We start from the raw sequence: 22,281 nt of genomic DNA on the forward strand, positions 1-22,281 counted from the left end.
CTTATATCTTATTCTTAGACACGACGACGTTTTGGTGGTCTACAACCATTATGAGCTAATGGGGTAATATCTTTTAAGAAAGTTACTTTAATACCTTCCATAGCGCCTACACTCTTAACCGCTGTCTCACGACCACTTCCTGGTCCTTGTACTTTAATACCTACTTCTTTAATACCATGTTCTTTTGCTTTATTTAAAGCATCTTCTACTGCTTGTTGTGCTGCATAAGGAGTTGATTTTTTAGAACCTTTAAATCCTAAACCACCTGCACTACTCCAAGCGATAGCATTTCCCATTTCATCAGTTACAGTAACCATAGTATTATTAAATGTTGCACTGATATAAACTATACCTTTAGCTATATTTTTTTTAACTACTTTTTTCTTAACTACTTTTCTTTTTGCCATTTTCTATCCTTATGATTTTGCACCAACGGTTTTTCTCTTACCTTTTCTAGTTCTGGCATTTGTTTTTGTTTTTTGACCACGAACCGGTAAGCCTTTTCTATGTCTTAAGCCTCTAAAGCTTCCTAGATCCATTAATGCTTTGATATCCATAGCAACTTGTTTTCTAAGATCACCCTCAACCATATAGTTTTCTTGAATTTCTTTACGGATAGCTGCCGCTTCATCTTCACTTAGTTCATGAACTCTTTTATCATAAGAAATTCCTGTTTTATCTAAGATTTTTCTTGAAGTATGCAAACCTATACCATAAATATAAGTCAAACCATATTCAATTCTTTTTTTCTTTGGTAAATCCACACCTGCAATACGAGCCATAAATTATCCTTGTCTTTGTTTGTGTTTTGGATTTTCGCAAATAATGCGAACTACGCCTTTACGACGAACTACTTTGCATTTGTCACACATCTTTTTAACAGATGGTCTAACTTTCATGCTTTACTCCTGTTATTGTAAATTCCACTTTTTTACAACTGCACCAGGTTTTTAGAGCAACCAACTATTTTCAAAATAAGTGGTGATTTTGAAAATACTTCTTCATACAGTTTTATTGCAATTTCTGCAAAAGTGCTAATTATACTTTACTTTTGCTTTTAAACAACTTAGACTTATTTGTATCTAAATGTAATACGACCCTTATCAAGACTATAAGGCGTTAGCTCTACTTTAACTCTATCGCCAGGCATAATTCTAATATAATGCATACGCATTTTACCTGCAATATGACAAAGTATTACATGTTTATTATCTAATTCAACTTTAAAAGTTGCATTAGGTAAAGCTTCGATTACATTACCATCAATTTCGATAATATCATCTTTTGCCAATGCTTTCTCCTTTCTACAAAATACAAAACTATTATTTTAACACAATTTTTCTTTTTAAATTTTTAATATTTTTTAACAAACTATGATATTTTTTTACTATAATTATAAAATTACTACAAAAAAGAAAGTATTTAGATGCCAAAAAGTTTAAAAAGAAGTGATTATAAAACACTTTCCTTATCTTCTTTAGGTGGGGCCTTAGAATTTTATGACTTTGTGATTTTTGTCTTTTTTGCTAATTATATTTCAAGAAATTTTTTTCCAAGTGATTTAAGTGATTTTTGGAAACTTTTAAATACTTATGGAGCTTTTGCGGCAGGATATTTAGCTAGACCACTTGGTGGCATAGTTATGGCTCATTTTGGCGATAAATTTGGTCGTAAGAAAATGTTTATGCTAAGTATATTACTCATGGTGCTTCCAACTTTTTCTTTAGCTTTTATACCTACTTTTGAAAGTATAGGTTATTTAGCTCCTATTTTTTTACTACTTGTTAGAATAGCTCAAGGTATAGCCATAGGCGGAGAATTACCTGGTGCTTGGGTTTTTGTAAAAGAACATGCACCCGATGGAAAAGATAGTTTTTATATTAGTGCTATTAATGCTTCTATGGCTTTTGGTATTCTTTTAGGATGTGTTGTTGCGCTAGTAATTAATCATTGTTTTGATCAAGAATCAATTTATGATTATGCTTGGCGTATTCCATTTGCCATAGGTGGGATTTTTGGTATTATTTCTATCTATCTTAGAAAATTTCTAGAAGAAACACCGATTTTTCAAAAAATGCACCAAGAAAATAATTTAGAAAAATTTCCGCTAAAAACACTTTTTAAAGAAAAAAATATTTTTTTAGATATCATCGCTTCTATGCTTTTAACATGGATGCTTACAGCTTGTGTGATCATACTTATTTTACTTATGCCAAATTTTATACCTGAAGTTTTAGTTCTTGATAAAACAGACGCTATTTTAATACAAATGATTGCAATAGTGATTTTATCTTGCGGAACCTTGCTTGCTGGAATTTGGGTAGATAAATTTGGTTTTTTAATGACTAGTTTGGTATTTACTATAGGATTTAGTCTTTCTTGCTTTTTTTATTTTTATTTTTTCTATGCACAAATTTTACATTTAAGTATATATTTTTATTTTATCGCATGTTTTTTTGGTGGAATTAACGCTCTAGCACCTATTTTAATGTGTAAAATTTTTAAACCAAGTATTCGTTTTAGTGGGATTTCTTTTTCTTATAATATAGCTTATGCTATAGCAGGTGGCTTTACACCTCAACTTGTGTTTGCATTGCACTCTTTAGCTATAAGACCTGAGAATCCTTTTATTTATGGAATTTTTATTTATATTTTATTTCTTTCATTAATAACGTTGCTAGCTACTGTATTTACTTATAAGAGATTAAGATTTTGATGTTATAATTAAGAAAAATTATTAATTAAAAATTTATAAAAATAAAGGAAAATGATTATGAAAATTTTTATTATTTTAATATTTTCTTTACTACCGCTTTTAGCACTTGAAATGATCACACCCATACCAGAAAGCATACCTTATGATAAAGAAAAAGCTATTTTAGGGAAAAAACTCTATATGGATACAAGTTTATCAAAAGATAAAAAAGTATCTTGCAATAGCTGTCATGATATTACAAATTTTGGAGTAGATAATAAAACCTTTTCAACAGGTATTAATGGTATAGTAGATGAGCCATTTCATACACCTACAAATTTCAATGCTGTTTTTAATCTAGCACAATTTTGGAGAGGCAATGCAAAAGATTTGCAAGATCAAGCCAAACATCCTTTGCTAAACCCTAAGGAAATGGGATTAAAAGACGCAAATGAAGTGGTGCAAATAGTAAAAGCTAACGCAGTTTATGAAAAAGAATTTAAAAAACTTTATGGAGAAATAACCTTTGATAATATAGCGCATGCTTTAGCTGAGTTTCAAAAAACCTTACTTACGCCAAATTCCCCATTTGATCGCTACTTAAAGGGCGATAAAAACGCTATAAGCGAACAAGCAAAAAGAGGTTATAATGCTTTTTTATCAAATGGTTGTATAGCGTGTCATCAAGGGCAAAACATAGGTGGTAATATGTATCAAAAAATGGGAGTATTTGTGCCTTATGATAATGGAACAAATTGGAAAGGACGCTATGAGATCACTCAAGATCCTCACGATCAATTTGTAGTAAAAGTACCAAGTCTTAGAAATATAGCTAAAACTGCTCCTTATTTTCATGATGGCTCCATGCCAACACTTGATGCTTGTGTGCAATTTATGGCGTATTATCAACTTGGTAAATTTTTAGAACAAGATGTGGTTGATGATATAGTTGCTTTTTTAAATTCTTTAACAGGAGAATACCATGACCCGCTCAAATAAAAAATCTTTTTCTTTTTTAAAACAATTTATTACTTTATCTATAGTGGTTTTGGTATTACTTTTAACCTTAACTTTGTTTATTTTTAATACCTATAACACCACAAAAAGAAATTCACTCATCATGGGTTCTTTTCAAAAATTAGAAATTCTAGATACCAAAATAGATGAGATTTTTAAAAATAAACTTAACTTGCAAAATTACGATACTAGTGTTGCTTTGGTGCAAGATTTTGAAAATACTTTAGCAATTTTAAAAGCCAATAAAATAGACACCAAAAAAATACAAACCATTTTTGAGAAAAAAAATGCTCAATTACAGCATTTTAAATCAGCTAATTCTATTGCTATAAATTCAAAACTTTATCTTTATGAAATTCAACAAGAAATCATCAAACAAACAAACCAAATAGCACTCAATACTCAAGAAGCTAAACAAATAGAGTATGTCGGAGATATATTAAGCATTATAGGAACGATGGATATATTAGAACCTTTAGCACAAAATCGTCTCCAAAGTTTAGTAGCAAATTTAAATATAAAAGATTCACAGCTTCCACAAGAATTATTTGAACTTTTTAGCACACACTGTAAGATGATACTTAGTCAGATTAAAATTTTAAAAGATAATTCTCAAAGTTTTCTTGATCAAGAATTACAAAAAGAAATTCTAGCACATCAAAATTTAATCGCACAAGAAATTAATCTTAATAACAAATATAATCTTTACACTGCTATAGGAATTTTCTTATTTACTTTAGCTGTATTAATTTTTTTCATACTTTTAACATTAAAAAAAGTAATCATACCTATATCTTTACTTGAAAAACTAAGTGCAAACTTAGCTGGCGAGCATGCGAATTTAAGCGCAAGATTAGATATTGATAAAAAAAGTGAATTAGCTACAAGTGCTGGTTATATAAACTCTTTTATACAAATAGTACAAAATTCAGTTTTAGAAGCTATACAAACTGCAAATTCAAGCCATAAAAGCTCGCAAAAACTTTCTCAAAATGCTGAAGTTTTACAGCAAAGCTCACTTTTACAGCATGAGCAAATTTCTAATGTACATGAAATAAGCTCTATCTTAGAAAGTCATATAGACTTAACCCAAAATTTAGCTAAAAATACCATAAATGATATGTATGATATGCAAGAAGTGATGGGAGAGGTTGAAACAACACTTAAAGAATTAGTAGAGCTTATATTATTAAGTGGCGAAAAAGAGCAAAGTGTTTTAAGTGCTATGGATATGCTAGTACAAAGTGCTGATAGTATAGTAGAAGTTACTACAACCATAAAAGATATAGCCGATCAAACTAACTTACTAGCACTAAATGCAGCTATTGAAGCAGCGCGTGCAGGTGAGCATGGACGTGGCTTTGCTGTGGTTGCAGATGAAGTTAGAAATCTAGCTGATAAAACTACAAAGTCTTTGGTTGCCATAGAAACAACCGTAAGAACTATAGTACAACAAATCAATGACAATAAAAGCTTGATGGATGGAATTCATCAATCCATGAATGATACTTCTAACAAAGCTAATATATTACAAGGTGAGGTTGGAACTTCTATAGAAAAATTAAAAACAAGTATTCATTCTACTAAAATCATGGAAGAAAAAAGTGATGAATCAAAAGCTAAAATGAATGAGCTAGAACAAAATATAGAAAAAGTAACCGAACTTGCAAATTGTGTTAAAAATTATTCCCTTGATTTAACACAAATTTCACAAGATGTTTTAGAAAATGCTTCTAAACTTTCAGAAAAACTAAAAACATTTGAGTAAGAAAGATTAAACTTTCTTACTTAGATAAAATATCTGCCTTACCATTTATAATAGCAACACAATGCTCATAATGAGCAGCATTTAAACCATCTTTGCTTCCTGCTTCCCAATTACCTTTTAAATGCACTGGTGTGCCATCTTTTTGACATACCATAGGCTCTATGCAAAACACCATACCATTTTTGATTTTAGGGCCACTTTTTGCACTAGCTCCTGGTTCTAAATAATTTGGAATTTCAGGCTCACCGTGTGGCTTTTTACCTATACCATGGCCACAATAACCTTTCAAAGGTACAAAACCTCTTTTAGTAATAAACTCACCAAGCTCATAAGAAAGCTCTTTAAAACGCATACCCTCTTTGATAATATCTATAGCATAATACAAAGCATCTTTAGCACAAGCAATTAACGCCTCATCAGTAGCTGAAATTTTACCTATAGGTATAGTCCTTGCTGCATCTCCATAATATCCATCTATGCAAGTACCCACATCAAGCCCTAAAATATCGCCTTCTTTTAAAATACGCTCATCGCCTACACCATGAATGCAAGCTTGATTAAGCGAGATACAAATACTACCTGGAAAACCATACAAACCTTTAAAAGATGGTTTTGCACCATGATCAAGTATAAATTCTTCTGCTTTAATATCAATTTCTTTTAAACTCATACCCGGAACTATGATAGTTTCTAGATAATCAAGCGTTCTAGCTACAAGCTCATTTGCTTTGCGTAGTTTTTCTATTTCTGCTGGTTTTTTGATTTCTATCATTTATATTTTCCTTAAAATTTTTAAAAATTTAGCATTTATGCGCTTTTAAAAGCTTTAAGGAAAAAACCTTAAGTTCTAAAACTTAAGGTTTTAACATACACTTGTAAGATTAGTAGCTAAGCCACCTAAAGAAGTTTCTTTGTATTTTGAGTTCATATCCTTGCCGGTTTCATACATGGTTTTTATAACCTCATCAAGACTTACTTTTGGAGTAGATTTTCTACTCATTGCCATTCTAGCAGCTGAAATAGCTTTAATTGCTCCAAAGGCATTTCTTTCTATACAAGGAATTTGCACTAAACCACTTACTGGATCACAAGTTAAACCTAAATGATGTTCCATTGCAATTTCAGCAGCGTTGCAAGCTATCTTTGCATCAAAACCCATCACAGTAGCCATAGCTCCTGCTGCCATAGAACTTGCACTACCAATTTCAGCTTGACAGCCAGCTTCAGCGCCACTTATGCTTGCATTTTTCTTATAAAAAGAGCCTATTAACATAGCAGTTAGTAAAAAATTAATAGCCTTTTCATCATTAAAACCAACCGTATGATTTTTAAGATAAAGCATTACAGCAGGCACAACAGCGCAAGCTCCATTAGTTGGAGCAGTTACCACTCTAGCTCCGCTTGCATTTTCCTCTGCAATAGCAATAGCATATAAAGAAATAAAATCAATAATCCCCAAAGGATCGCTTGTCATAGCCAAACGCTCATTAAGCCCTTTAGCACGGCGTTTTAAGTGTAAATTTCCTGGAAGGAAATCTGAGCTTGGGTGAATACCATTATAATAAACCTCTTGCATTACTTCCCAAATTTCTAAACAATAAGCTCTAATTTCTTCTTTAGTATGAAATTGAAGCTCATATTCATAAGAAAGTTTTGCTAGATCCCATGATTTTTCTTCACAAATTTTTAAAGCATCGCTTGCATTGTTAATATCAAGTTCTAATTTAGTGTGTTTTTGCTCACAAGCTCCATCTTTGTGTTTTTGAAGCTCAACTTCACTCATAACAAAACCACCACCTACTGAATAATAAATTTCTTCAGCAATGATTTCTCCATTTTCATCATAAGCACTTACTTTTAACCCATTTTCATGTAAAGGTAAAAAGTCTTTTTCAAAAATCAAATCTTTATCATAGTCAAAATTTAATTCTTTTTGAGCATTTAAAACCAAAATTTTATCTTGTAAAATTTTATTAAACACACGATCTTGCAAAGCAGCGTTAAGCTCTTTTGCCTTTAATCCACTCAAACCCCATATAATAGCCTTATCACTTAAATGGCCTTTACCAGTAAGCGATAAAGAACCATAAAGTTTGATTTGAATTTTTGTAATTTGTGTGATTTTATCTTTGATTTTTTCACAAAACATATTCCCTGCTAGCATTGGTCCTAAGGTATGAGAAGATGAAGGACCAACACCAACTTTAAATATACTTAAATTACTACTCATTCATTAACACCTTAAAAAGTATAGATTACAGTGATGATTGTCAAAATACCTGTGATAAATACAAACGCATCTAAAGCTTTGTTTTGGAATTTTTTCATTTTAGAAACAGTGTAAATTGCAATCATAGGCATTAAGAATAAAATCGCTGCGATAATCGGTCCACCTAAGCTTTCAATAAAGCCTAAAATACTTGGATTTACATAAGCAGTGATTAACATAATAATATACATTACCAAAGTTGAATAAACTGCGATTTTTTTCAAATCAGGATTTTCATTGCCTGCTAATTTGCAGCATTTTCTAACTATACCATAAGCACCTTCTCTAGCACCAAAATAATGCCCAAAGAATGAACTAGAAATTGCTAAAAACGCAATTAATGGACCACCATAAGAAATAAATGGATTATCAAGTTTGTTAGCAAAATAAGAAAGTACAGGTATGTTTTGTGCTCTTGCTTCAGCAAGTTCTGCAGGAGTTAAAGAAAGCACACAAGATACCACAAAAAACATAACAAAAGCAAGTAACATTACAGAAGTTCTAAATAATACTTGATTTGCTTTTTGTACTGAATTTTCAGGATATTGTCTTTTTACACTTAAAGAAAAAGTAGAAATCGCTGGTGAGTGATTAAATGAAAACACTAAAACCGGTAAAGTTAGCCATACTATAGTAATAAATTCTTTTGTTCCTGGAATAGCGCTAAAACTTTCAAATGACCATTGTGGGATAAGATATAAAGAAAATAAAAATAAAATAGCACACAAAGGATATACAAGCCACTCACATACTTTAGTGATTAACTCTTCACTAAAAAGCATAATAAGCATAAAAATACTTACCAAAACAAAAGCAAAAAGCGCTCTATAAAAAGGAAGTAAATTAGCTATAGTTTTTCCTTGCTCATTAACACTTGTTTGATACATAGCACTAATTGCACTTGCAAAAGAACCATTTGGATCTAAAAGTGGTAAGAATTGATTATAAATAAAACTCTCAAAAGTATTAGTTATACCTACACAATATGCTAAACAAATTGGGAAAATTGCAAAGAAATAAAGCACAGAAATAAAAATACTTACTTTTCTACCAAAATACTCTTCAGCCGCATGAGTAATGTCTTTATCATTACCATTTGCTTGGCATACAAAACGACTTAAAGCTCTATGGCTTAAATATACCATTGGAAAAATAATCAAAGCCATTACAACAACTGGCCAAAAACCACCAACACCTGCCTTAATAGGTAAAAATAAAATCCCCGCACCAACTGCAGTCCCAAAAAGAGAAAGCATCCAACGCGTATCAAAAGAATTCCACTTAAGATTATCCACATTTTCTCCTTGTAAAAAATAATAAAAAAAGCTTTTACCTAAAAAACTTTTTGTATTATTTTACAAATATGCTCTAGAATAATTTGGCACAATTTTTTCTCTTTCATTTAAAGCAGCTGCGGCTTCATTTGCAAAATTTGGATTTCTTAGTAATTTCCTACCATAACAAACCAAATCACACACCTCGCCCAAAAGCAAAGCCTCGCCTTCGCTAGCGCTATTTATAAGACCCACACAAGATATAGGAATTTTAACAACTTCTTTTAAGGCCTTAGCATAAGGAGCTTGATAAAGTGGTGCTATGTTTGGCACTAAAGAAGGTTTATTGATATTTCCTCCTGCTGAAACATCTAGCATATCAATGCCTAATTTTTCTAAAATCAAGGTAAGTTTTTTACTATCTTCTAAATTCCAACCGCCCTCTTGCCATTCTGTAGCTGAAATTCTTACAAATAAAGCAATATCAACTTCTTTTTTTATACGCTTAATGATATCACACAAAAGACGCGTTCTATTTTCAAAACTGCCACCATATTCATCATCTCTTTGATTTGATAAAGGCGATAAAAACGAACTAAGCAAATACCCATGAGCACTATGAAGCTCTACTGCGTCATAACCTGCTTCTTTAGCTCTTTTAGCACTTTGAATAAATTCTTGCTCTATTTGTAAAATTTCATCTTTGCTTAAAACATGAAGTTTGGAAAATTTTTCACTAAAAGCTATATTACTTGGAGCTTTTAATATAGCTTCTTTACATGAGTTTTTACGGCCACTGTGGTTTAACTGAATGGCAATTTTAGCACCAAAATGATGGCAAAGCTCAACAAGTTCTTTGTGTCCTTGAATTTGAAAATCTCCCCAAAGACCTATATCATTATCAGCAATTTTTGCATTTTCATTAATTGCACAAGCTTGAACTATGATAAGCCCAACACCACCCAAAGCTCTAGCTCCATAATGTATCAAGTGAAATTGATTAATCTTACCATCTAAAACTTGCGTTTCATACATATCCATAGGGGGCATTACAATGCGATTTTTTACATAAAAATTTCCAATCTTTAACCCACTTAAAAGTAAAGACATAATACCCCTTGAAATATTTTTATATTACTATAATAGAAAAAAATTAATTTTTCTTAAAACATATAGCAATTTTAACTAATATTATTATTTTTAATAAATAATTATTAAAAAAATATTTTTTGACTATATTTTTTTATCTTAATAATAATATTTCAAATATTAAAACATTCTATTATTTTTAAAAGAAAGTAAAATTCAAAATACAAAAGTGTAAAAATCACACAATTTAATCAAATAAACTTTTCTCAAAACACTTTAACATAAAGCTTTTGCGGTGTAAGGGCGAATAACCAAATGCTTTAATCTTTTCTATATGAGCTTTTGTACCATAACCTTTGTGTTTATCAAAATCATAATGATTATATAATTTAGAAAAATAACACATTTTTTGATCACGACTTACCTTGGCTAATATACTAGCTGCTGAAACTTCTTGTACTTTCATATCAGCTTTAATCATGGTTTTTATGCCTAAAACTCCATAATTTAAATTTCCATCATACAAAATCTCATCTTGGTTAAAATGCTTTTTTATGATTTTTAAAGCTAGTTGCAAACACTGACTAAGCCCTAAAGTATCAATCTGCAAAGGCGAAAAAGCAAGGATTAAAAAATTTGAGTTAGAAAGAATTTGCTCATATAGTTCTTCTCTTTTTTTTGCACTTAATTTTTTAGAATCAGCCAAACCATCAATATTTTTTAAAAGCTTACAAGCTCCTATGTGCATATCTCCAGCCAAAGCCCCGCGCCCAGCCTCATCTACTCCAACTAAAGCCATTATTTTTCCTTTATAATGCTATATTTTTCTACTAAATTTTCTAAAGAATAATTCATATTAGCAGGAGAACTTGAAGGAAGTTCAAAAAATTCTTGCTCAGGATAAAATTTAGCAAAATATTTACTTGCAACTTTACCTAAAACACAAATTTTTTCTATATTTGCTTTATCTAAAATAATATTTATATCATTTGCTTTAGCATAAGAAATAGTTTTATCATCTGAATTTTTTATCTTACAACTTGCTATAACATCCCAAAGTGCTATATGATTTGCTTTTAAAAAAGCTTTTTGATCTTGTACTGTTTTTAACTCACACTCAAATAATATTTCAAAAATGCGCCAAAAACGATTTTTGCTATGTTGATAATAAAAATTTTCTTCTCTTGACTTGATAGATGGAAAAGAACCTAGTATTAAAACTTTTGAGTTTTCATCAAAAAAAGGTTTGAAAGGATGAGTTAGAATTTGCATATTAAACCTTGATAAAAATAAAATATTTTATCATTTTTATCAAGGTTTTTAAAATCATCCTAAAAATTCGCGTTTGAAGTATTCTTTTGGAGCTTTACATAAAGGACAGGCATTTGGTGCTTTTTTACCACGGTGTATATGCCCACAAACTTCACAAACCCACAATTCTTCTACTTCTGAATTAAAGAAATCTTCTTCTTCAAGCATTTTTTTAAGCGCTAGATATTCTCTTTCATGCTCAATTTCTACTTTGCCTATAGCTGTAAATAATCTTGCTATATTTCTTTTGCCCTCATCTTCTGCGATTTTTGCAAAATTTGGATACATAGTAGTATGCTCATAGTTTTCGCCCTCTGCTGCGCAGATTAAATTTTTAGCAGTTTCTTCTAAAGCTTTACCATCTACTAATTCATGATAAGCTTTAAATTCAGCTCTTGCATGCCATTTTTCATTTTCTGCAGCTTCTCTAAAATGTTTTGCAATAGCATGCCAACCTTCTTCTTGAGCAATATCTGCAAATAAATCATATTTATTTCTTGCCATAGATTCACCCGCAAAAGCTTTCATTAAATTTACAGCTGTTAAATCTTTAGTAATACACTCCATTTCTTGACCACAGCAGCTAAGCTTTCCACCACCTACATTTTGCACTTCTACTTCATTGCCGCATTTTTGGCATTTATAACTTTCATATTGTTTCATTTAATATCCTTGTGATTAATTTAAGTAAGATTTTGATTGAAAAATCCACCCAAATGTTATTTTAGCATTTGGGTGTTTAAGATTTTAGTATTTTAAGAAATATTCTTGGATTTTCTTAGGATCGCTTGTTTTAGTTAGAGCAAGCATTAATAACACTCTAGCTTTTTGAGGACTCATATCACCTGTATCAATGAAACCAAGTTTTGCATCAGCATCACTTACTGCAACTCTACCAGCTACCACACGTGAGCTTACCGCTACATTAAGACCTTTTTTAAGCAATTCTTTTAACACATCTTTTTGATAATCATGGATACTACCAGCACCTGTTCCAGCTACAACTATACCTTTAGTTCCATTTTCAAACAAAGCTTTTGCTGCAACACCGCTACCATCATTTGCATAACTATAAAGAATATCTACTTTTGGTAATTCTTTTAGTTTACTAACATCAAATGGAGATTTTTTAGTGTGTAATTTTGTATTAGTATTATAGAAAAATGCTTTTCCATCTACTATATAACCCATATCACCCATATCTGGTGAGCTAAATGCATTTACATTTAAACTATGAGTTTTCATAACGCCTCTAGCACTTTGAATTCTATCATTCATAGCTACCATTACGCCTTTATTTTTTGCTTGAGGATTTGCTGCTAATGCTACAGCGTTGTAAAGATTTTTAGGACCATCTGCGCTAATTGCAGTTGATGGGCGCATTGCACCAACCAAAACAACAGGTTTGTCGCTTTTTACGGTTAAATTTAGGAAATATGCAGTTTCTTCCATGGTATCAGTACCATGGGTAATTACAACTCCATCTACATCAGATTTTAAAAGTCTATTAACTTCTTTAGCAAGTTTTAGCCAAATTTCATTTGTCATATCTTTGCTATCAATATTAGCAATTTGATCTCCGCTAATTACCGCTAAATCTTGAATTTGAGGTACTGCTTTAATCAAAGTATCAACCCCCAAAACACCAGCTGTATAGCCTGTAGTAGCTACTGAACTATCAATCGAACCTGCAATAGTTCCACCTGTAGCTAAAATTGCAACTTTTGGTTTTGCTTCCAAAATTCCTGCTCCTAAACTTAGTGCCATAGCTGCACACATTAACATTTTTTTCATGTTAGTCCTTTCATTAGAAATGATAAAGATTATAATGCAACTATGTTTAAATAAAAATAAATTATAAATATAAAAAATATTTTAGTAAATAGCTATTAATTTAAAGCCATAAATTTGCAATTTTTTTTAGTTTTTCTACATCACTTGAAGCGTAAAATTCGATATTAGCTTCTTCTTGGATTGATGTTAAGTTAAATTCTTGCTGTAATTGCAAAGCTATAGCTTCACCTGAATGAATAAGTTTTGTGTTTTTGCCAAAATATTCTGATAAAGAATGGGCGATTAAAGGAAAATGCGTGCATGCTAAGATTAGAGCATTAGGATGAAATTTGAGCTTATTAAAATAATACTCAAAAGCGGCTTTTAAAAAATCTCCTTGAAAAATCCCTTCTTCAACCATAGGTACAAAAAGTCCCGTTGCTTTTTCTTCCACTTTTAAAAAGCCTTCTTTGATTAAAGCTTGCTTATAAGCATGAGAATCCACAGTAGCTTGTGTTGCAATGACCAATATATTAGAGTTTTTATCTTCTAAAGAGTTTTTAACCGCTAAAACCCCTGCTTCTATAACTCCAAGAACCGGAAATGACGCATTTGCTTTTAGAATTTCTAAAGCATGCGCACTAACTGTATTGCACGCAATAATAAGCATATCGACTTTTTTTTCTTTGAAAAATTCTAAAGCTTCTAGGGAAAATTTAATGATAGTTTCTTTATCTTTAACCCCATAAGGCACTCTTGCAGTATCCCCATAGTAAATATATTCTTTAAAAAGTTTTGCTTGAAGTAAAGATTTTAAAACACTAAGCCCACCTACACCGCTATCAAAAACGCCTAGTCTCATCAAAATCCTTTAAAAAGGAAGAAAGTAGAAAATCTACTTTCTTATAAGCCTACTGCACTTAAAGTTTGGTATTTATTCATATAAATTTGAGCTTCAATTTTTCTCATTGTATCAAGTGCTACTTGAACTACGATCAAAACAGAAGTTCCACCAAAATAAAAAGGCACACCAAACAACTTCACAATAAGCCATGGTAATGTAGCTACAAGCCCTAAATAAATAGAACCTGACAAGGTAAGTCTTGACGCTACTTCATTAAGATAATTTGCAGTTCCTTCACCTGGTCTAATACCTGGTATGAAACCACCTTGTCTTTTAAGATTTTCAGCTATATCTTTTGCGTTAAATACAATTGATGCATAAAAATACGCAAAGAAAATAACAAGTAAGAATGTTAAAAAATGAAAGAAAAATCCGTTTGGATTTAAAAAGTCATAAATTTTTAACACATATTCATTTGTACTTGTTTGTAAAATAGTACTTGGAAACATCAAAATCGCACTTGCAAAAATAGGAGGAATAACACCACTTAAGTTAATCTTAATAGGTATATAATTCATAATGCGTTTGTTTTGATTTTGCATGATTACTTTTCTTGAGTAAGAAATAGGAATTCTTCTTTCTCCAAGTTCTACTACTATAATAGCCCAAATAGTAAGTAAAATTACAACTAAAATGGCAATGATAGTCAAGAAATTCATCTCACCTGTATTTACCAAATTTACTGTTCCACTAATTGCACCTGGAATTGTAGAAACAATACCACCAAAGATGATTAAAGAAATACCATTTCCTATACCGCGTTGAGTGATTTGCTCACCTATCCACATCAAAAGCATGGTACCTGCAAGCATAGAAACAGCAGAAAGTGCGATAAAAGTATTCATATCAATCATAATGGCTGATTGACCTGCTTTTCCATGAAGACTTTGTAAGCCTATAGAAACGCCTATACTTTGTATCAAAGTGATAGCTATAGTAGCATAACGGATAATTTGCATATATTTTTGCATACCATCGCGTTCTTTTTTCATTTTTCCTATATTAGGAAAAGTTGCCGCTAAAAGCTCCATAATAATCGAAGCAGTAATATAAGGCATAATGCCTAGAGAGATGATGCTAAGTCTTTCAGCAGCACCCCCACTAAACATATTAAACAAGCCTAATGCATTAGATGCATTAGAATCAAAAAATTCCTTGATAACACTGACATTAACCCCCGGAACTGGAACATAAGCTAATATTCTATAAGCGAATAAAAAAGCTAATGTTATGAGAATTTTATTTGTCAATGTTTTATTCATTATTTTTGTCCGCTAAAAGTAATCTTCTCGTCTTTAATTTTACTAGCAAGATCTTTAGCGCTTGCCCCAATAAGCTTAACTTTATTTACATTTTTTGAAAGCTTATGAATGCTATTGATTGTTTCAAATGTAATTTCGCTAAGCTCTTTGATTGCTGTGATTTTTTCAACATTAATCACATAAGGTTTTTCAAATTTAGAAGTAAAGCCTACTTTTGGTAAACGTCTTTGAAGTGGTTGCTGACCCCCTTCAAAACCTCTTTTTTCATTATAACCTTTTCTAGCAGTTTGGCCTTTTCCACCTTTAGTAGAAGTTTTACCCATACCACTACCTTGACCACGGCCTATTCTTTTGGTTTTATGTGTTGAACCTGGTGCTTTTGTTAAATTCATTGATTATCCTTTAAGCATTGTAAGTGCTTTAATAGTAGCACGCACAACATTTGCTGAATTATTTGAACCTAAAGACTTAGTTAAAATGTCTTTAATACCTGCAAGTTCCACGATAGGACGTGTTGAACCACCTGCAATAACCCCTGTACCTTCGCTTGCTGGTTTAAGTAAAATTCTACTTGCGTTGTATTTTACTTCTACATCATGAGGGATAGTTGAACCTTTTGTTTTAACTTCAACAATGTTTTTAAAAGCATCATCAACTGCTTTTCTTATAGCATCTGGAACTTCTTTAGCTTTTCCATAGCCCACACCAACTAAACCTTTTCTATTTCCAACGATAACTAAAGCAGTAAATCTAAATCTTCTACCACCTTTAACAACCTTAGTAACCCTGCCGATATCGACGATTACTTCTTCAAATTCTTCTCTATTATATTTTTCCATCGATCTTCCTTTTGGGTTATAGTTTGATTCCGTTTTCTCTTAGTGCTTCAGCTAAAGCTGCAATCACACCATGGTATAAATAACCATTTCTATCAAACACTGCTTCTTCTATGTTTTTAGCTTTTAAAACTTTTGCAAATTCAGCTGCTATTTTTTTAGCGCCTTCTTTATTTGCTTTAACACCAATTTTTCTTCCATCTACTGCTGCTAAAGTTACTGCTTTAACATCATCGATAGCTTGGATATATAAAGTTCTGTTTGATTTGAAAACAGAAACTCTTGGAAGAGCTTGTGTTCCTGAAATTTTTGCTCTAATTCTTTTTTTTCTTTTAATTCTTAAAGATATTTTTCTTTTTAATACATTTGCTCTCATATTCTATCCTTACTTCTTAGATGTCTTACCAGCTTTGCGGATAATACGCTCATCTGAATATTTAACACCTTTTCCTTTGTAAGGCTCAGGTGGTCTAAATTCACGAATTTGAGCAGCAACTTGACCTACCACTTGTTTATCACTACCTTTGATAATAACATTGTTTTTATCAACAGTAATTTCTATGCCTTCTGGAATAGCATAGTTGATAGGATGAGAAAAACCTAAAGCAAGTTCAAGAACTTTACCTTTTAACGCAGCTTTATAACCAACACCGTTGATTTCTAAAGTTTTGCTAAAACCATCAGTTAAACCGATGATGATGTTTTGAGCTAAAGCTCTATAAGTTCCCCAATAAGCTCTACTTTGTCTATCTTCACCTTTAGGAGAGAAAAGAATTTGTCCTTCTTTAATCTCAACATTAACATTTGCTTTTGTATCAAGCTCTTTTGCTAAATTTCCTTTTTTAAATTTTAGCAAGTTACCTTCTAATTTTACTTCTACTCCACTTGGAATAGCAACTGGTTGTTTACCTATACGAGACATTCATTTTTCCTTTTTACTTGTCTACGATATGACTACTTTATAAGAATGGATACCGAATACCATAAAAAGTAGAAACTCTTACCAAATAGTACATAAAACTTCGCCGCCAACGCCTGCTTTGTAAGCTTCGTCGTTAGCTAAAACACCTTTTGAAGTGCTTACCACGATAGTACCATAACCGTTTTTAAATCTTTTGATCTCATCTTTACCTTTATAAACACGACGACCAGGTTTAGAAATACGCTTAACTTCGTTAATTACGCTTTTACCTTTTTCATCGTATTTTAAAACTACATTGATGAATTTCTTTTTATCCTCTTCAATAACATTAAAGCTTTCAATATAGCCTTTAGCTTGGAAAATTCCAAGTAAAGCTTCGATAACTTTAGAATGCAAAAGTTGAGTAGTTTCTAATCTTCTCATCCCTGCATTTCTAATTCTTGTTAGTGAATCTGAAATTAAATCATTTATCATGGTTCTTTCCTCTTACCAACTTGCTTTTTTAAGACCAGGAATTAAACCTTCATTTGCCATTTTTCTTAAGCAAACTCTACAAATTCCAAAATCTCTATAAACTGAATGTGGTCTTCCACAAATTTGGCATCTAGTATACCCTCTAACGCTAAATTTAGGTTTGCGGGCAGCTTTTGCAATCATTGATTTTTTAGCCATATTACTTTCCTTTTGCAAATGGCACGCCAAATAATTCTAATAATTTTTGTGCCTCTTTATCTGATTTTGCTGTTGTAACGATAGAAATGTTCATACCATGAGTTCTTAAGATTTTATCATATTCAACTTCTGGGAACATTAACTGCTCATCTAAACCAAAGTTATAGTTTCCTCTTCCATCAAAACCATCTCTTGGAAGACCTCTAAAGTCTTTAACACGAGGAAGAGCTATAGTAATAAGCTTATCTAAGAAAGCATACATATTGTCTTTTCTTAATGTTACCATTACACCTACTGGGAAGCCTTCTCTTACTTTAAAACCAGCAACTGATTTTTTAGCTTTTGTGATAACTGCTTTTTGTCCGGCGATCAATGAAATAGTATCTGCAACATTTTGTAATACTTTTTGATCTTTTGCTAATTCCCCAGCACCTACGCTGATTACAACTTTTTCAATAAAAGGAATAAGCATAGGATTTTTGATATCAAATTCTTTTACTAAAGCAGGTTTGATATTTTGAGTATATTTTTCTTTCAATCTCATCATCTTATTCTCCTGCCTTTGCTACATTTGAAATATCCATTGGCATTTCTTTATTGATAAAACCGCCATTTGGATTTTTATCACTTGGCTTAACAGCTTTTTTAGCGATTTTACAACCCTCAACAATTACTTTATTTGTTTTAGGGAATACTGCTAAAACTTTACCTGTTTTGCCTTTGTCATCACCTGCGATAACTTTTACCATATCATTCTTTTTAATTTTTAATTTCATTACAACACCTCCGGTGCTAGTGAAACAATTTTCATAAAGCCACCATATCTTACTTCACGACCTACTGGTCCAAAAATACGCGTTCCGATAGGCTCTCTTTTAGCATCAAGAATAACTGCTGCATTTTCATCAAAACGAATTAAAGAACCATTATCTCTATGAATTTCTTTTTTAGTTCTAACGATAACTGCTTTTACTACTTGACCTTTTTTAACTTTACCATTTGGTAGAGCTTTTTTTACAGATGCAACGATTACATCACCAACAGTAGCGTATCTTCTTTTACTACCACCTAAAACCTTAATACACATTAATTCTTTTGCACCGCTATTATCAGCAACTGCAAGCCTAGTAAAACTTTGAATCATTACTCAACTCCTGCTGATACTATAGTTTTTAAGCGAAATGATTTTCTCTTAGAAAGTGGTCTACATTCAATAGCAACTACAGTATTTCCCACTTTAAGTTCATTTCTTTCATCATGAATTAAATATTTTTTAAAGCGTTTTACGATTTTTCTGTATTTTGGGTGAACCACTTTTCTTTCAACCAAAATTGTTGCTGTTTTATCTCCAGCAATTTGAACAACAACGCCTTGAATTTCTCTTTTAAATGCCATTTTCTATCCTTATTTTAAAGCGCTAATTGCAGTATTGATTCTAGCGATGTCTTTTTTAACTTCGCTAATCTCTTTAGGATTAGTTAGCTGCATTGTTTTTAGCTTTTGTCTTAAAGTAAATAAAAGCACCTTTTTTTCTTTTAGCATTGTTGCAAGCTCACCTGCTGTTTTATCTTTAATCTCAGTATATTTCATTTTGGCTCTCTCTTGTAACAAACTTAGTTTTAAATGGCAATTTGTGCATCGCTAAAGTTAAAGCTTGTCTTGCCATTTCTTCATTAACCCCTGCCATTTCATAAATGATACGACCTGGTTTAATGTTCATTACCCATTCCTCAACTGCACCTTTACCTTTACCCATACGAGTTTCTAAAGGTTTTTTAGTTAGAGGTTTATCTGGGAAAACTCTAATCCAAGTTTTACCTTGTCTTTTTACAAAACGAGTTAAAGCAATACGAGCTGCTTCGATTTGACGTGAATTAATACGGCCAGCTTCAGTTGCTTTTAGGGCAAAATCACCAAAAGTAAATTCAGTCCCTCTGTTGGCATAACCTCTGTTACGCCCTTTCATCATTTTACGATATTTAGTTCTTTTTGGCATTAACATGATTATTTACCTCTTCTTGCTCTTCTAGTTTTTTTAGCTGGAGCGTTTTCTTCGGTTTTTTCAGGTTGAACACCCTTTTGTAAAACTTCACCTTTGAAGATCCATACTTTAATACCTATGTTCCCATAAGTAGTATGTGCTTCTGCAAAACCATAATCAATTTTTGCTCTTAAAGTGTGAAGTGGAACACGACCTTCTAGATACCATTCAGTTCTTGCCATTTCAGCACCACCTAAACGGCCTGAAACTGAAACTTTAATCCCTTTAGCACCTGCTTTTTGCGCTCCTTGAATTACTTTTTTCATTGCTCTTCTAAAAGCAATTCTTTTTTCAAGTTGAGTAGCAACACTTTCAGCTGCAAGCTGAGCTGAAGCACCTGCTTTTCTTTCTTCTTTAATATTGATATTAACTTCTTTTTTGATTAAATCTTGAAGTTCTTTTCTTAAAATATCAACATCACTACCTTTTTTACCAATAATAATCCCTGGTCTTGCAGCTACAACAGTTACTCTTAATTTTTTCGCTGTTCTTTCTACAAGAATTTGGCTAATTCCTGCATAATAAAGTTTTCTTTTTAAGAAAGTTCTGATTTTATAATCTTCACCAATATTTTCTGCTAAATTAGCTTTTGTAGGAAACCATCTTGATTCCCAATTTCTATTAATTCCTAGTCTTAAACCAATCGGATTTACTTTTTGTCCCATATTAGCTTTCCTTTTTCACTGATGCTTTTTTAGCTTTTGTAGTTTTTTCAGCACTTGCTTCTACTTTACTAACTTCTACCAAAATGTGTGAAGTTGGCTTTCTAATACGACTAGCACTTCCTCTAGCTCTTGGTCTAAATCTTTTTAAAACCGCACCAGCATCAACACGACAACTTGAAACAACAACTTCATTTGCTTCAAATCCGCCATTTGCTACAGCACTTGAAATAGCATTTGCTATAAATTTAGCACCTTTATTTGGCATAAATTTCAAACTAGCTAATGCAAGCTCTGCATTCATACCTTGAACTTCTCTAGCAATCAATCTCGCTTTAGTTGGAGATAATCTTATGAATTTAATTAACGCTCTACTCATAAATCTCCCTTACTTACCTATTTTTTTCTGAACAGAGCCTTTGTGACCCTTGAATGTTCTAGTAGGTGCAAATTCACCTAATTTGTAACCGATATGATTTTCAGTAACATATACTGGGATAAAGCTTTTTCCATTATGAACATTAAAAGTTAAACCTATCATATCAGGTATAATAGTGCTGCGTCTTGACCAAGTTTTAATTGGCTTACCATCGTTAGCTTTTTTAGCAGCGATGACTTTTTTCATTACATGGTCATCAACAAAAGGACCTTTTTTTAGTGACCTAGCCATCTTACTTTCCTTTTCTTCTTGAAATTATTAGCTTATCGCTAGCTTTTTTACGGCGAGTTTTAGCACCTTTAGTTGGTTTACCCCATGGAGTAACTGGATGACGGCCTGAATTTTTCTTACCTTCACCCCCACCGTGTGGGTGATCAACTGGGTTCATCGCAGAGCCTCTTGTTTGAGGACGAATACCTCTATGGCGATTTCTACCTGCTTTACCGATAGTCACATTTGACCATTCTTCATTACCAACTTCACCGATACTTGCCATACATTCAGCTAAAACTTGTCTCATTTCACCACTTGCAAGTCTTAAGATAACGTATTTTTCTTCTTTACCCATTAATTGAGCATAAGCACCTGCTGAACGGATCATTTGACCGCCTTTGCCTGGTTTTAACTCGATATTGTGTACGATAGTACCCACTGGGATGTTTCTTAATTTCATTGCATTACCTGGTTTAATGTCAAGTCCGCTTTCAGCAGCACAAACAACATCACCAACACTTAAACCTTTTGGTTGTAAGATGTATCTTTTTTCACCATCTCTATAAGAGATTAATGCAATACGACAATTTCTGTATGGATCGTACTCGATTGCTTCAACTTTACCTTCAATACCAAATTTTCTTCTTTTAAAATCTATAATTCTGTAAAGTTTTTTAGCACCTGCTTCTTTATGACGGCTTGTGATTCTACCATTATTGTTACGACCTGCATGAGCTGGAAGTTTTACAAGTAATGAACGTACACTAGCTTTTGCTGTGATATCATCAGAGCTTACACCTGTGATGTATCTTCTACTTGGAGTATATGGTTTATAAGTTTTAATTGCCATCTTATGCCTCCGAACTTTCTAAGCTCACACCTTCTGGTAGCTTAACATAGAATTTTTTAAAGCTATTTCTTTGACCTTCACGACCTCTAAAACGCTTTACTTTTCCATCCATTTTTAAAGAATTAATTCTTACTGGAGTTACACCAAAATATTCTCTTAAAACTTCTTTTAGACCATTTTTAGTCATTTTTGGAGAAGTTTGAATAACTACAACACCTTGCTCTTGAAGGTTTAAGCTTTTTTCAGTGTAAAGTATTGTTTTTATATCAGTAATATCTGCCATT

The 22,281-nt window shown here is 32.0% G+C and carries 34 protein-coding genes and 1 pseudogene; 4 read left to right on the forward strand and 31 right to left on the reverse strand.

Going from position 1 to position 22,281, the window contains the following annotated elements; all coding sequences use genetic code 11:
* Positions 1–14: 14 nt before the first annotated feature.
* From rpsK to infA, 4 genes are all read right to left on the reverse strand, one after another.
* Complete coding sequence (gene rpsK, locus L8V88_RS02700) at positions 15–407, reverse strand: 30S ribosomal protein S11 (protein ID WP_012660844.1); 393 nt, start codon at positions 405–407, stop codon at positions 15–17.
* A 9-nt stretch (positions 408–416) separates the two neighbouring features.
* Positions 417–782 (reverse strand): 30S ribosomal protein S13, encoded by a 366-nt coding sequence (gene rpsM, locus L8V88_RS02705; protein ID WP_012660843.1) that lies wholly within the window; start codon positions 780–782, stop codon positions 417–419.
* Between the two features lie 3 nt (positions 783–785).
* Complete coding sequence (gene rpmJ / locus L8V88_RS02710) at positions 786–899, reverse strand: 50S ribosomal protein L36 (protein ID WP_002781429.1); 114 nt, start codon at positions 897–899, stop codon at positions 786–788.
* A gap of 173 nt (positions 900–1,072) precedes the next feature.
* Complete coding sequence (gene infA, locus L8V88_RS02715) at positions 1,073–1,291, reverse strand: translation initiation factor IF-1 (protein ID WP_012660842.1); 219 nt, start codon at positions 1,289–1,291, stop codon at positions 1,073–1,075.
* Positions 1,292–1,426: 135 nt separating this feature from the next.
* On the opposite strand from infA, the gene L8V88_RS02720 reads away from it, so the two are divergent.
* From L8V88_RS02720 to L8V88_RS07990, 4 genes and pseudogenes are all read left to right on the forward strand, one after another.
* Positions 1,427–2,716 carry an MFS transporter gene (locus L8V88_RS02720; RefSeq protein ID WP_263726694.1) on the forward strand — a complete coding sequence of 430 codons (1,290 nt, stop codon included), beginning with the start codon at positions 1,427–1,429 and terminating at the stop codon, positions 2,714–2,716.
* Positions 2,717–2,770: 54 nt separating this feature from the next.
* A complete protein-coding gene (locus L8V88_RS02725; RefSeq protein WP_263726776.1) occupies positions 2,771–3,694 on the forward strand; it encodes a cytochrome-c peroxidase in 924 nt (307 codons plus the stop codon).
* A pseudogene (locus L8V88_RS07985) lies at positions 3,678–4,355 on the forward strand (DAHL domain-containing protein); the annotation flags it as partial. The gene L8V88_RS02725 and the pseudogene L8V88_RS07985, both read left to right, overlap by 17 nt.
* A gap of 498 nt (positions 4,356–4,853) precedes the next feature.
* Positions 4,854–5,480 carry a methyl-accepting chemotaxis protein gene (locus tag L8V88_RS07990; protein WP_373416655.1) on the forward strand — a complete coding sequence of 209 codons (627 nt, stop codon included), beginning with the start codon at positions 4,854–4,856 and terminating at the stop codon, positions 5,478–5,480.
* A gap of 16 nt (positions 5,481–5,496) precedes the next feature.
* On the opposite strand, the gene map is transcribed toward L8V88_RS07990, so the two are convergent.
* The 27 genes from map to L8V88_RS02865 form a co-directional block, all read right to left on the reverse strand.
* The gene (gene map / locus L8V88_RS02735; protein WP_257928259.1) at positions 5,497–6,252 is read right to left on the reverse strand and encodes a type I methionyl aminopeptidase; all 756 of its coding nucleotides are present in this window, start codon (positions 6,250–6,252) and stop codon (positions 5,497–5,499) included.
* 90 nt (positions 6,253–6,342) lie between these two features.
* Positions 6,343–7,710 (reverse strand): L-serine ammonia-lyase, encoded by a 1,368-nt coding sequence (locus L8V88_RS02740; RefSeq protein ID WP_257395850.1) that lies wholly within the window; start codon positions 7,708–7,710, stop codon positions 6,343–6,345.
* Between the two features lie 11 nt (positions 7,711–7,721).
* Positions 7,722–9,005, reverse strand: coding sequence for an aromatic amino acid transport family protein (locus tag L8V88_RS02745; RefSeq protein WP_373416664.1), 1,284 nt, complete (start codon positions 9,003–9,005; stop codon positions 7,722–7,724).
* 99 nt (positions 9,006–9,104) lie between these two features.
* A complete protein-coding gene (locus tag L8V88_RS02750; RefSeq protein ID WP_263726699.1) occupies positions 9,105–10,133 on the reverse strand; it encodes a tRNA-dihydrouridine synthase in 1,029 nt (342 codons plus the stop codon).
* A 226-nt stretch (positions 10,134–10,359) separates the two neighbouring features.
* Entirely contained in the window at positions 10,360–10,911 is a 552-nt protein-coding gene (locus L8V88_RS02755; RefSeq protein WP_263663722.1) for a ribonuclease HII, read from the reverse strand.
* Positions 10,911–11,384 carry a DNA-deoxyinosine glycosylase gene (locus tag L8V88_RS02760; protein WP_263693857.1) on the reverse strand — a complete coding sequence of 158 codons (474 nt, stop codon included), beginning with the start codon at positions 11,382–11,384 and terminating at the stop codon, positions 10,911–10,913. The genes L8V88_RS02755 and L8V88_RS02760 overlap by 1 nt, the downstream gene beginning before the upstream one ends.
* Positions 11,385–11,438: 54 nt before the next feature.
* On the reverse strand, positions 11,439–12,086 hold the full coding sequence (locus L8V88_RS02765; RefSeq protein WP_012660833.1) for a ferritin family protein: 648 nt from the start codon (positions 12,084–12,086) through the stop codon (positions 11,439–11,441).
* Positions 12,087–12,170: 84 nt separating this feature from the next.
* On the reverse strand, positions 12,171–13,202 hold the full coding sequence (locus L8V88_RS02770) for a type II asparaginase (RefSeq protein ID WP_263726778.1): 1,032 nt from the start codon (positions 13,200–13,202) through the stop codon (positions 12,171–12,173).
* Positions 13,203–13,317: 115 nt separating this feature from the next.
* Positions 13,318–14,058, reverse strand: a complete 741-nt coding sequence (gene murI / locus L8V88_RS02775; protein WP_263726701.1) for a glutamate racemase — start codon at positions 14,056–14,058, stop codon at positions 13,318–13,320.
* Between the two features lie 41 nt (positions 14,059–14,099).
* Positions 14,100–15,362, reverse strand: coding sequence for a preprotein translocase subunit SecY (gene secY / locus L8V88_RS02780; RefSeq protein WP_047207857.1), 1,263 nt, complete (start codon positions 15,360–15,362; stop codon positions 14,100–14,102).
* The gene (gene rplO / locus L8V88_RS02785; RefSeq protein ID WP_039617163.1) at positions 15,362–15,754 is read right to left on the reverse strand and encodes a 50S ribosomal protein L15; all 393 of its coding nucleotides are present in this window, start codon (positions 15,752–15,754) and stop codon (positions 15,362–15,364) included. Before rplO ends, secY begins: the two co-directional genes overlap by 1 nt.
* A gap of 3 nt (positions 15,755–15,757) precedes the next feature.
* Positions 15,758–16,201 (reverse strand): 30S ribosomal protein S5, encoded by a 444-nt coding sequence (gene rpsE, locus L8V88_RS02790; RefSeq protein WP_039617161.1) that lies wholly within the window; start codon positions 16,199–16,201, stop codon positions 15,758–15,760.
* Positions 16,202–16,217: 16 nt separating this feature from the next.
* Positions 16,218–16,574 carry a 50S ribosomal protein L18 gene (rplR, locus tag L8V88_RS02795; RefSeq protein ID WP_039617157.1) on the reverse strand — a complete coding sequence of 119 codons (357 nt, stop codon included), beginning with the start codon at positions 16,572–16,574 and terminating at the stop codon, positions 16,218–16,220.
* A 9-nt stretch (positions 16,575–16,583) separates the two neighbouring features.
* Positions 16,584–17,120 (reverse strand): 50S ribosomal protein L6, encoded by a 537-nt coding sequence (gene rplF / locus L8V88_RS02800; protein WP_039617154.1) that lies wholly within the window; start codon positions 17,118–17,120, stop codon positions 16,584–16,586.
* Between the two features lie 78 nt (positions 17,121–17,198).
* Positions 17,199–17,594 (reverse strand): 30S ribosomal protein S8, encoded by a 396-nt coding sequence (rpsH, locus tag L8V88_RS02805; protein WP_039617152.1) that lies wholly within the window; start codon positions 17,592–17,594, stop codon positions 17,199–17,201.
* Between the two features lie 12 nt (positions 17,595–17,606).
* Positions 17,607–17,792: a type Z 30S ribosomal protein S14 gene (locus tag L8V88_RS02810; protein ID WP_012660824.1), complete on the reverse strand. Its 186-nt coding sequence runs from the start codon at positions 17,790–17,792 to the stop codon at positions 17,607–17,609.
* Position 17,793: 1 nt separating this feature from the next.
* Complete coding sequence (gene rplE / locus L8V88_RS02815) at positions 17,794–18,339, reverse strand: 50S ribosomal protein L5 (protein ID WP_012660823.1); 546 nt, start codon at positions 18,337–18,339, stop codon at positions 17,794–17,796.
* Position 18,340: 1 nt separating this feature from the next.
* The gene (gene rplX / locus L8V88_RS02820) at positions 18,341–18,568 is read right to left on the reverse strand and encodes a 50S ribosomal protein L24 (RefSeq protein ID WP_012660822.1); all 228 of its coding nucleotides are present in this window, start codon (positions 18,566–18,568) and stop codon (positions 18,341–18,343) included.
* The gene (gene rplN, locus L8V88_RS02825; protein ID WP_012660821.1) at positions 18,568–18,936 is read right to left on the reverse strand and encodes a 50S ribosomal protein L14; all 369 of its coding nucleotides are present in this window, start codon (positions 18,934–18,936) and stop codon (positions 18,568–18,570) included. Before rplN ends, rplX begins: the two co-directional genes overlap by 1 nt.
* The gene (gene rpsQ / locus L8V88_RS02830) at positions 18,936–19,187 is read right to left on the reverse strand and encodes a 30S ribosomal protein S17 (RefSeq protein ID WP_039617148.1); all 252 of its coding nucleotides are present in this window, start codon (positions 19,185–19,187) and stop codon (positions 18,936–18,938) included. Before rpsQ ends, rplN begins: the two co-directional genes overlap by 1 nt.
* A gap of 9 nt (positions 19,188–19,196) precedes the next feature.
* Positions 19,197–19,382: a 50S ribosomal protein L29 gene (gene rpmC / locus L8V88_RS02835; protein WP_012660819.1), complete on the reverse strand. Its 186-nt coding sequence runs from the start codon at positions 19,380–19,382 to the stop codon at positions 19,197–19,199.
* On the reverse strand, positions 19,369–19,794 hold the full coding sequence (gene rplP, locus L8V88_RS02840) for a 50S ribosomal protein L16 (protein ID WP_012660818.1): 426 nt from the start codon (positions 19,792–19,794) through the stop codon (positions 19,369–19,371). The genes rpmC and rplP overlap by 14 nt, the downstream gene beginning before the upstream one ends.
* A 2-nt stretch (positions 19,795–19,796) precedes the next feature.
* Complete coding sequence (rpsC, locus tag L8V88_RS02845; RefSeq protein WP_039617145.1) at positions 19,797–20,498, reverse strand: 30S ribosomal protein S3; 702 nt, start codon at positions 20,496–20,498, stop codon at positions 19,797–19,799.
* A gap of 1 nt (position 20,499) precedes the next feature.
* The gene (rplV, locus tag L8V88_RS02850) at positions 20,500–20,874 is read right to left on the reverse strand and encodes a 50S ribosomal protein L22 (RefSeq protein ID WP_039617143.1); all 375 of its coding nucleotides are present in this window, start codon (positions 20,872–20,874) and stop codon (positions 20,500–20,502) included.
* A gap of 9 nt (positions 20,875–20,883) precedes the next feature.
* A complete protein-coding gene (gene rpsS, locus L8V88_RS02855; RefSeq protein ID WP_039617142.1) occupies positions 20,884–21,165 on the reverse strand; it encodes a 30S ribosomal protein S19 in 282 nt (93 codons plus the stop codon).
* A 1-nt stretch (position 21,166) separates the two neighbouring features.
* Entirely contained in the window at positions 21,167–21,997 is an 831-nt protein-coding gene (rplB, locus tag L8V88_RS02860) for a 50S ribosomal protein L2 (RefSeq protein ID WP_039617141.1), read from the reverse strand.
* A 1-nt stretch (position 21,998) separates the two neighbouring features.
* A complete protein-coding gene (locus tag L8V88_RS02865) occupies positions 21,999–22,280 on the reverse strand; it encodes a 50S ribosomal protein L23 (RefSeq protein ID WP_039617139.1) in 282 nt (93 codons plus the stop codon).
* Position 22,281 lies beyond the last annotated feature (1 nt).

The sequence above is a fragment of the Campylobacter sp. IFREMER_LSEM_CL2101 genome (assembly GCF_025771825.1).
GTDB classification, from domain to species: domain Bacteria; phylum Campylobacterota; class Campylobacteria; order Campylobacterales; family Campylobacteraceae; genus Campylobacter_D; species Campylobacter_D lari_C.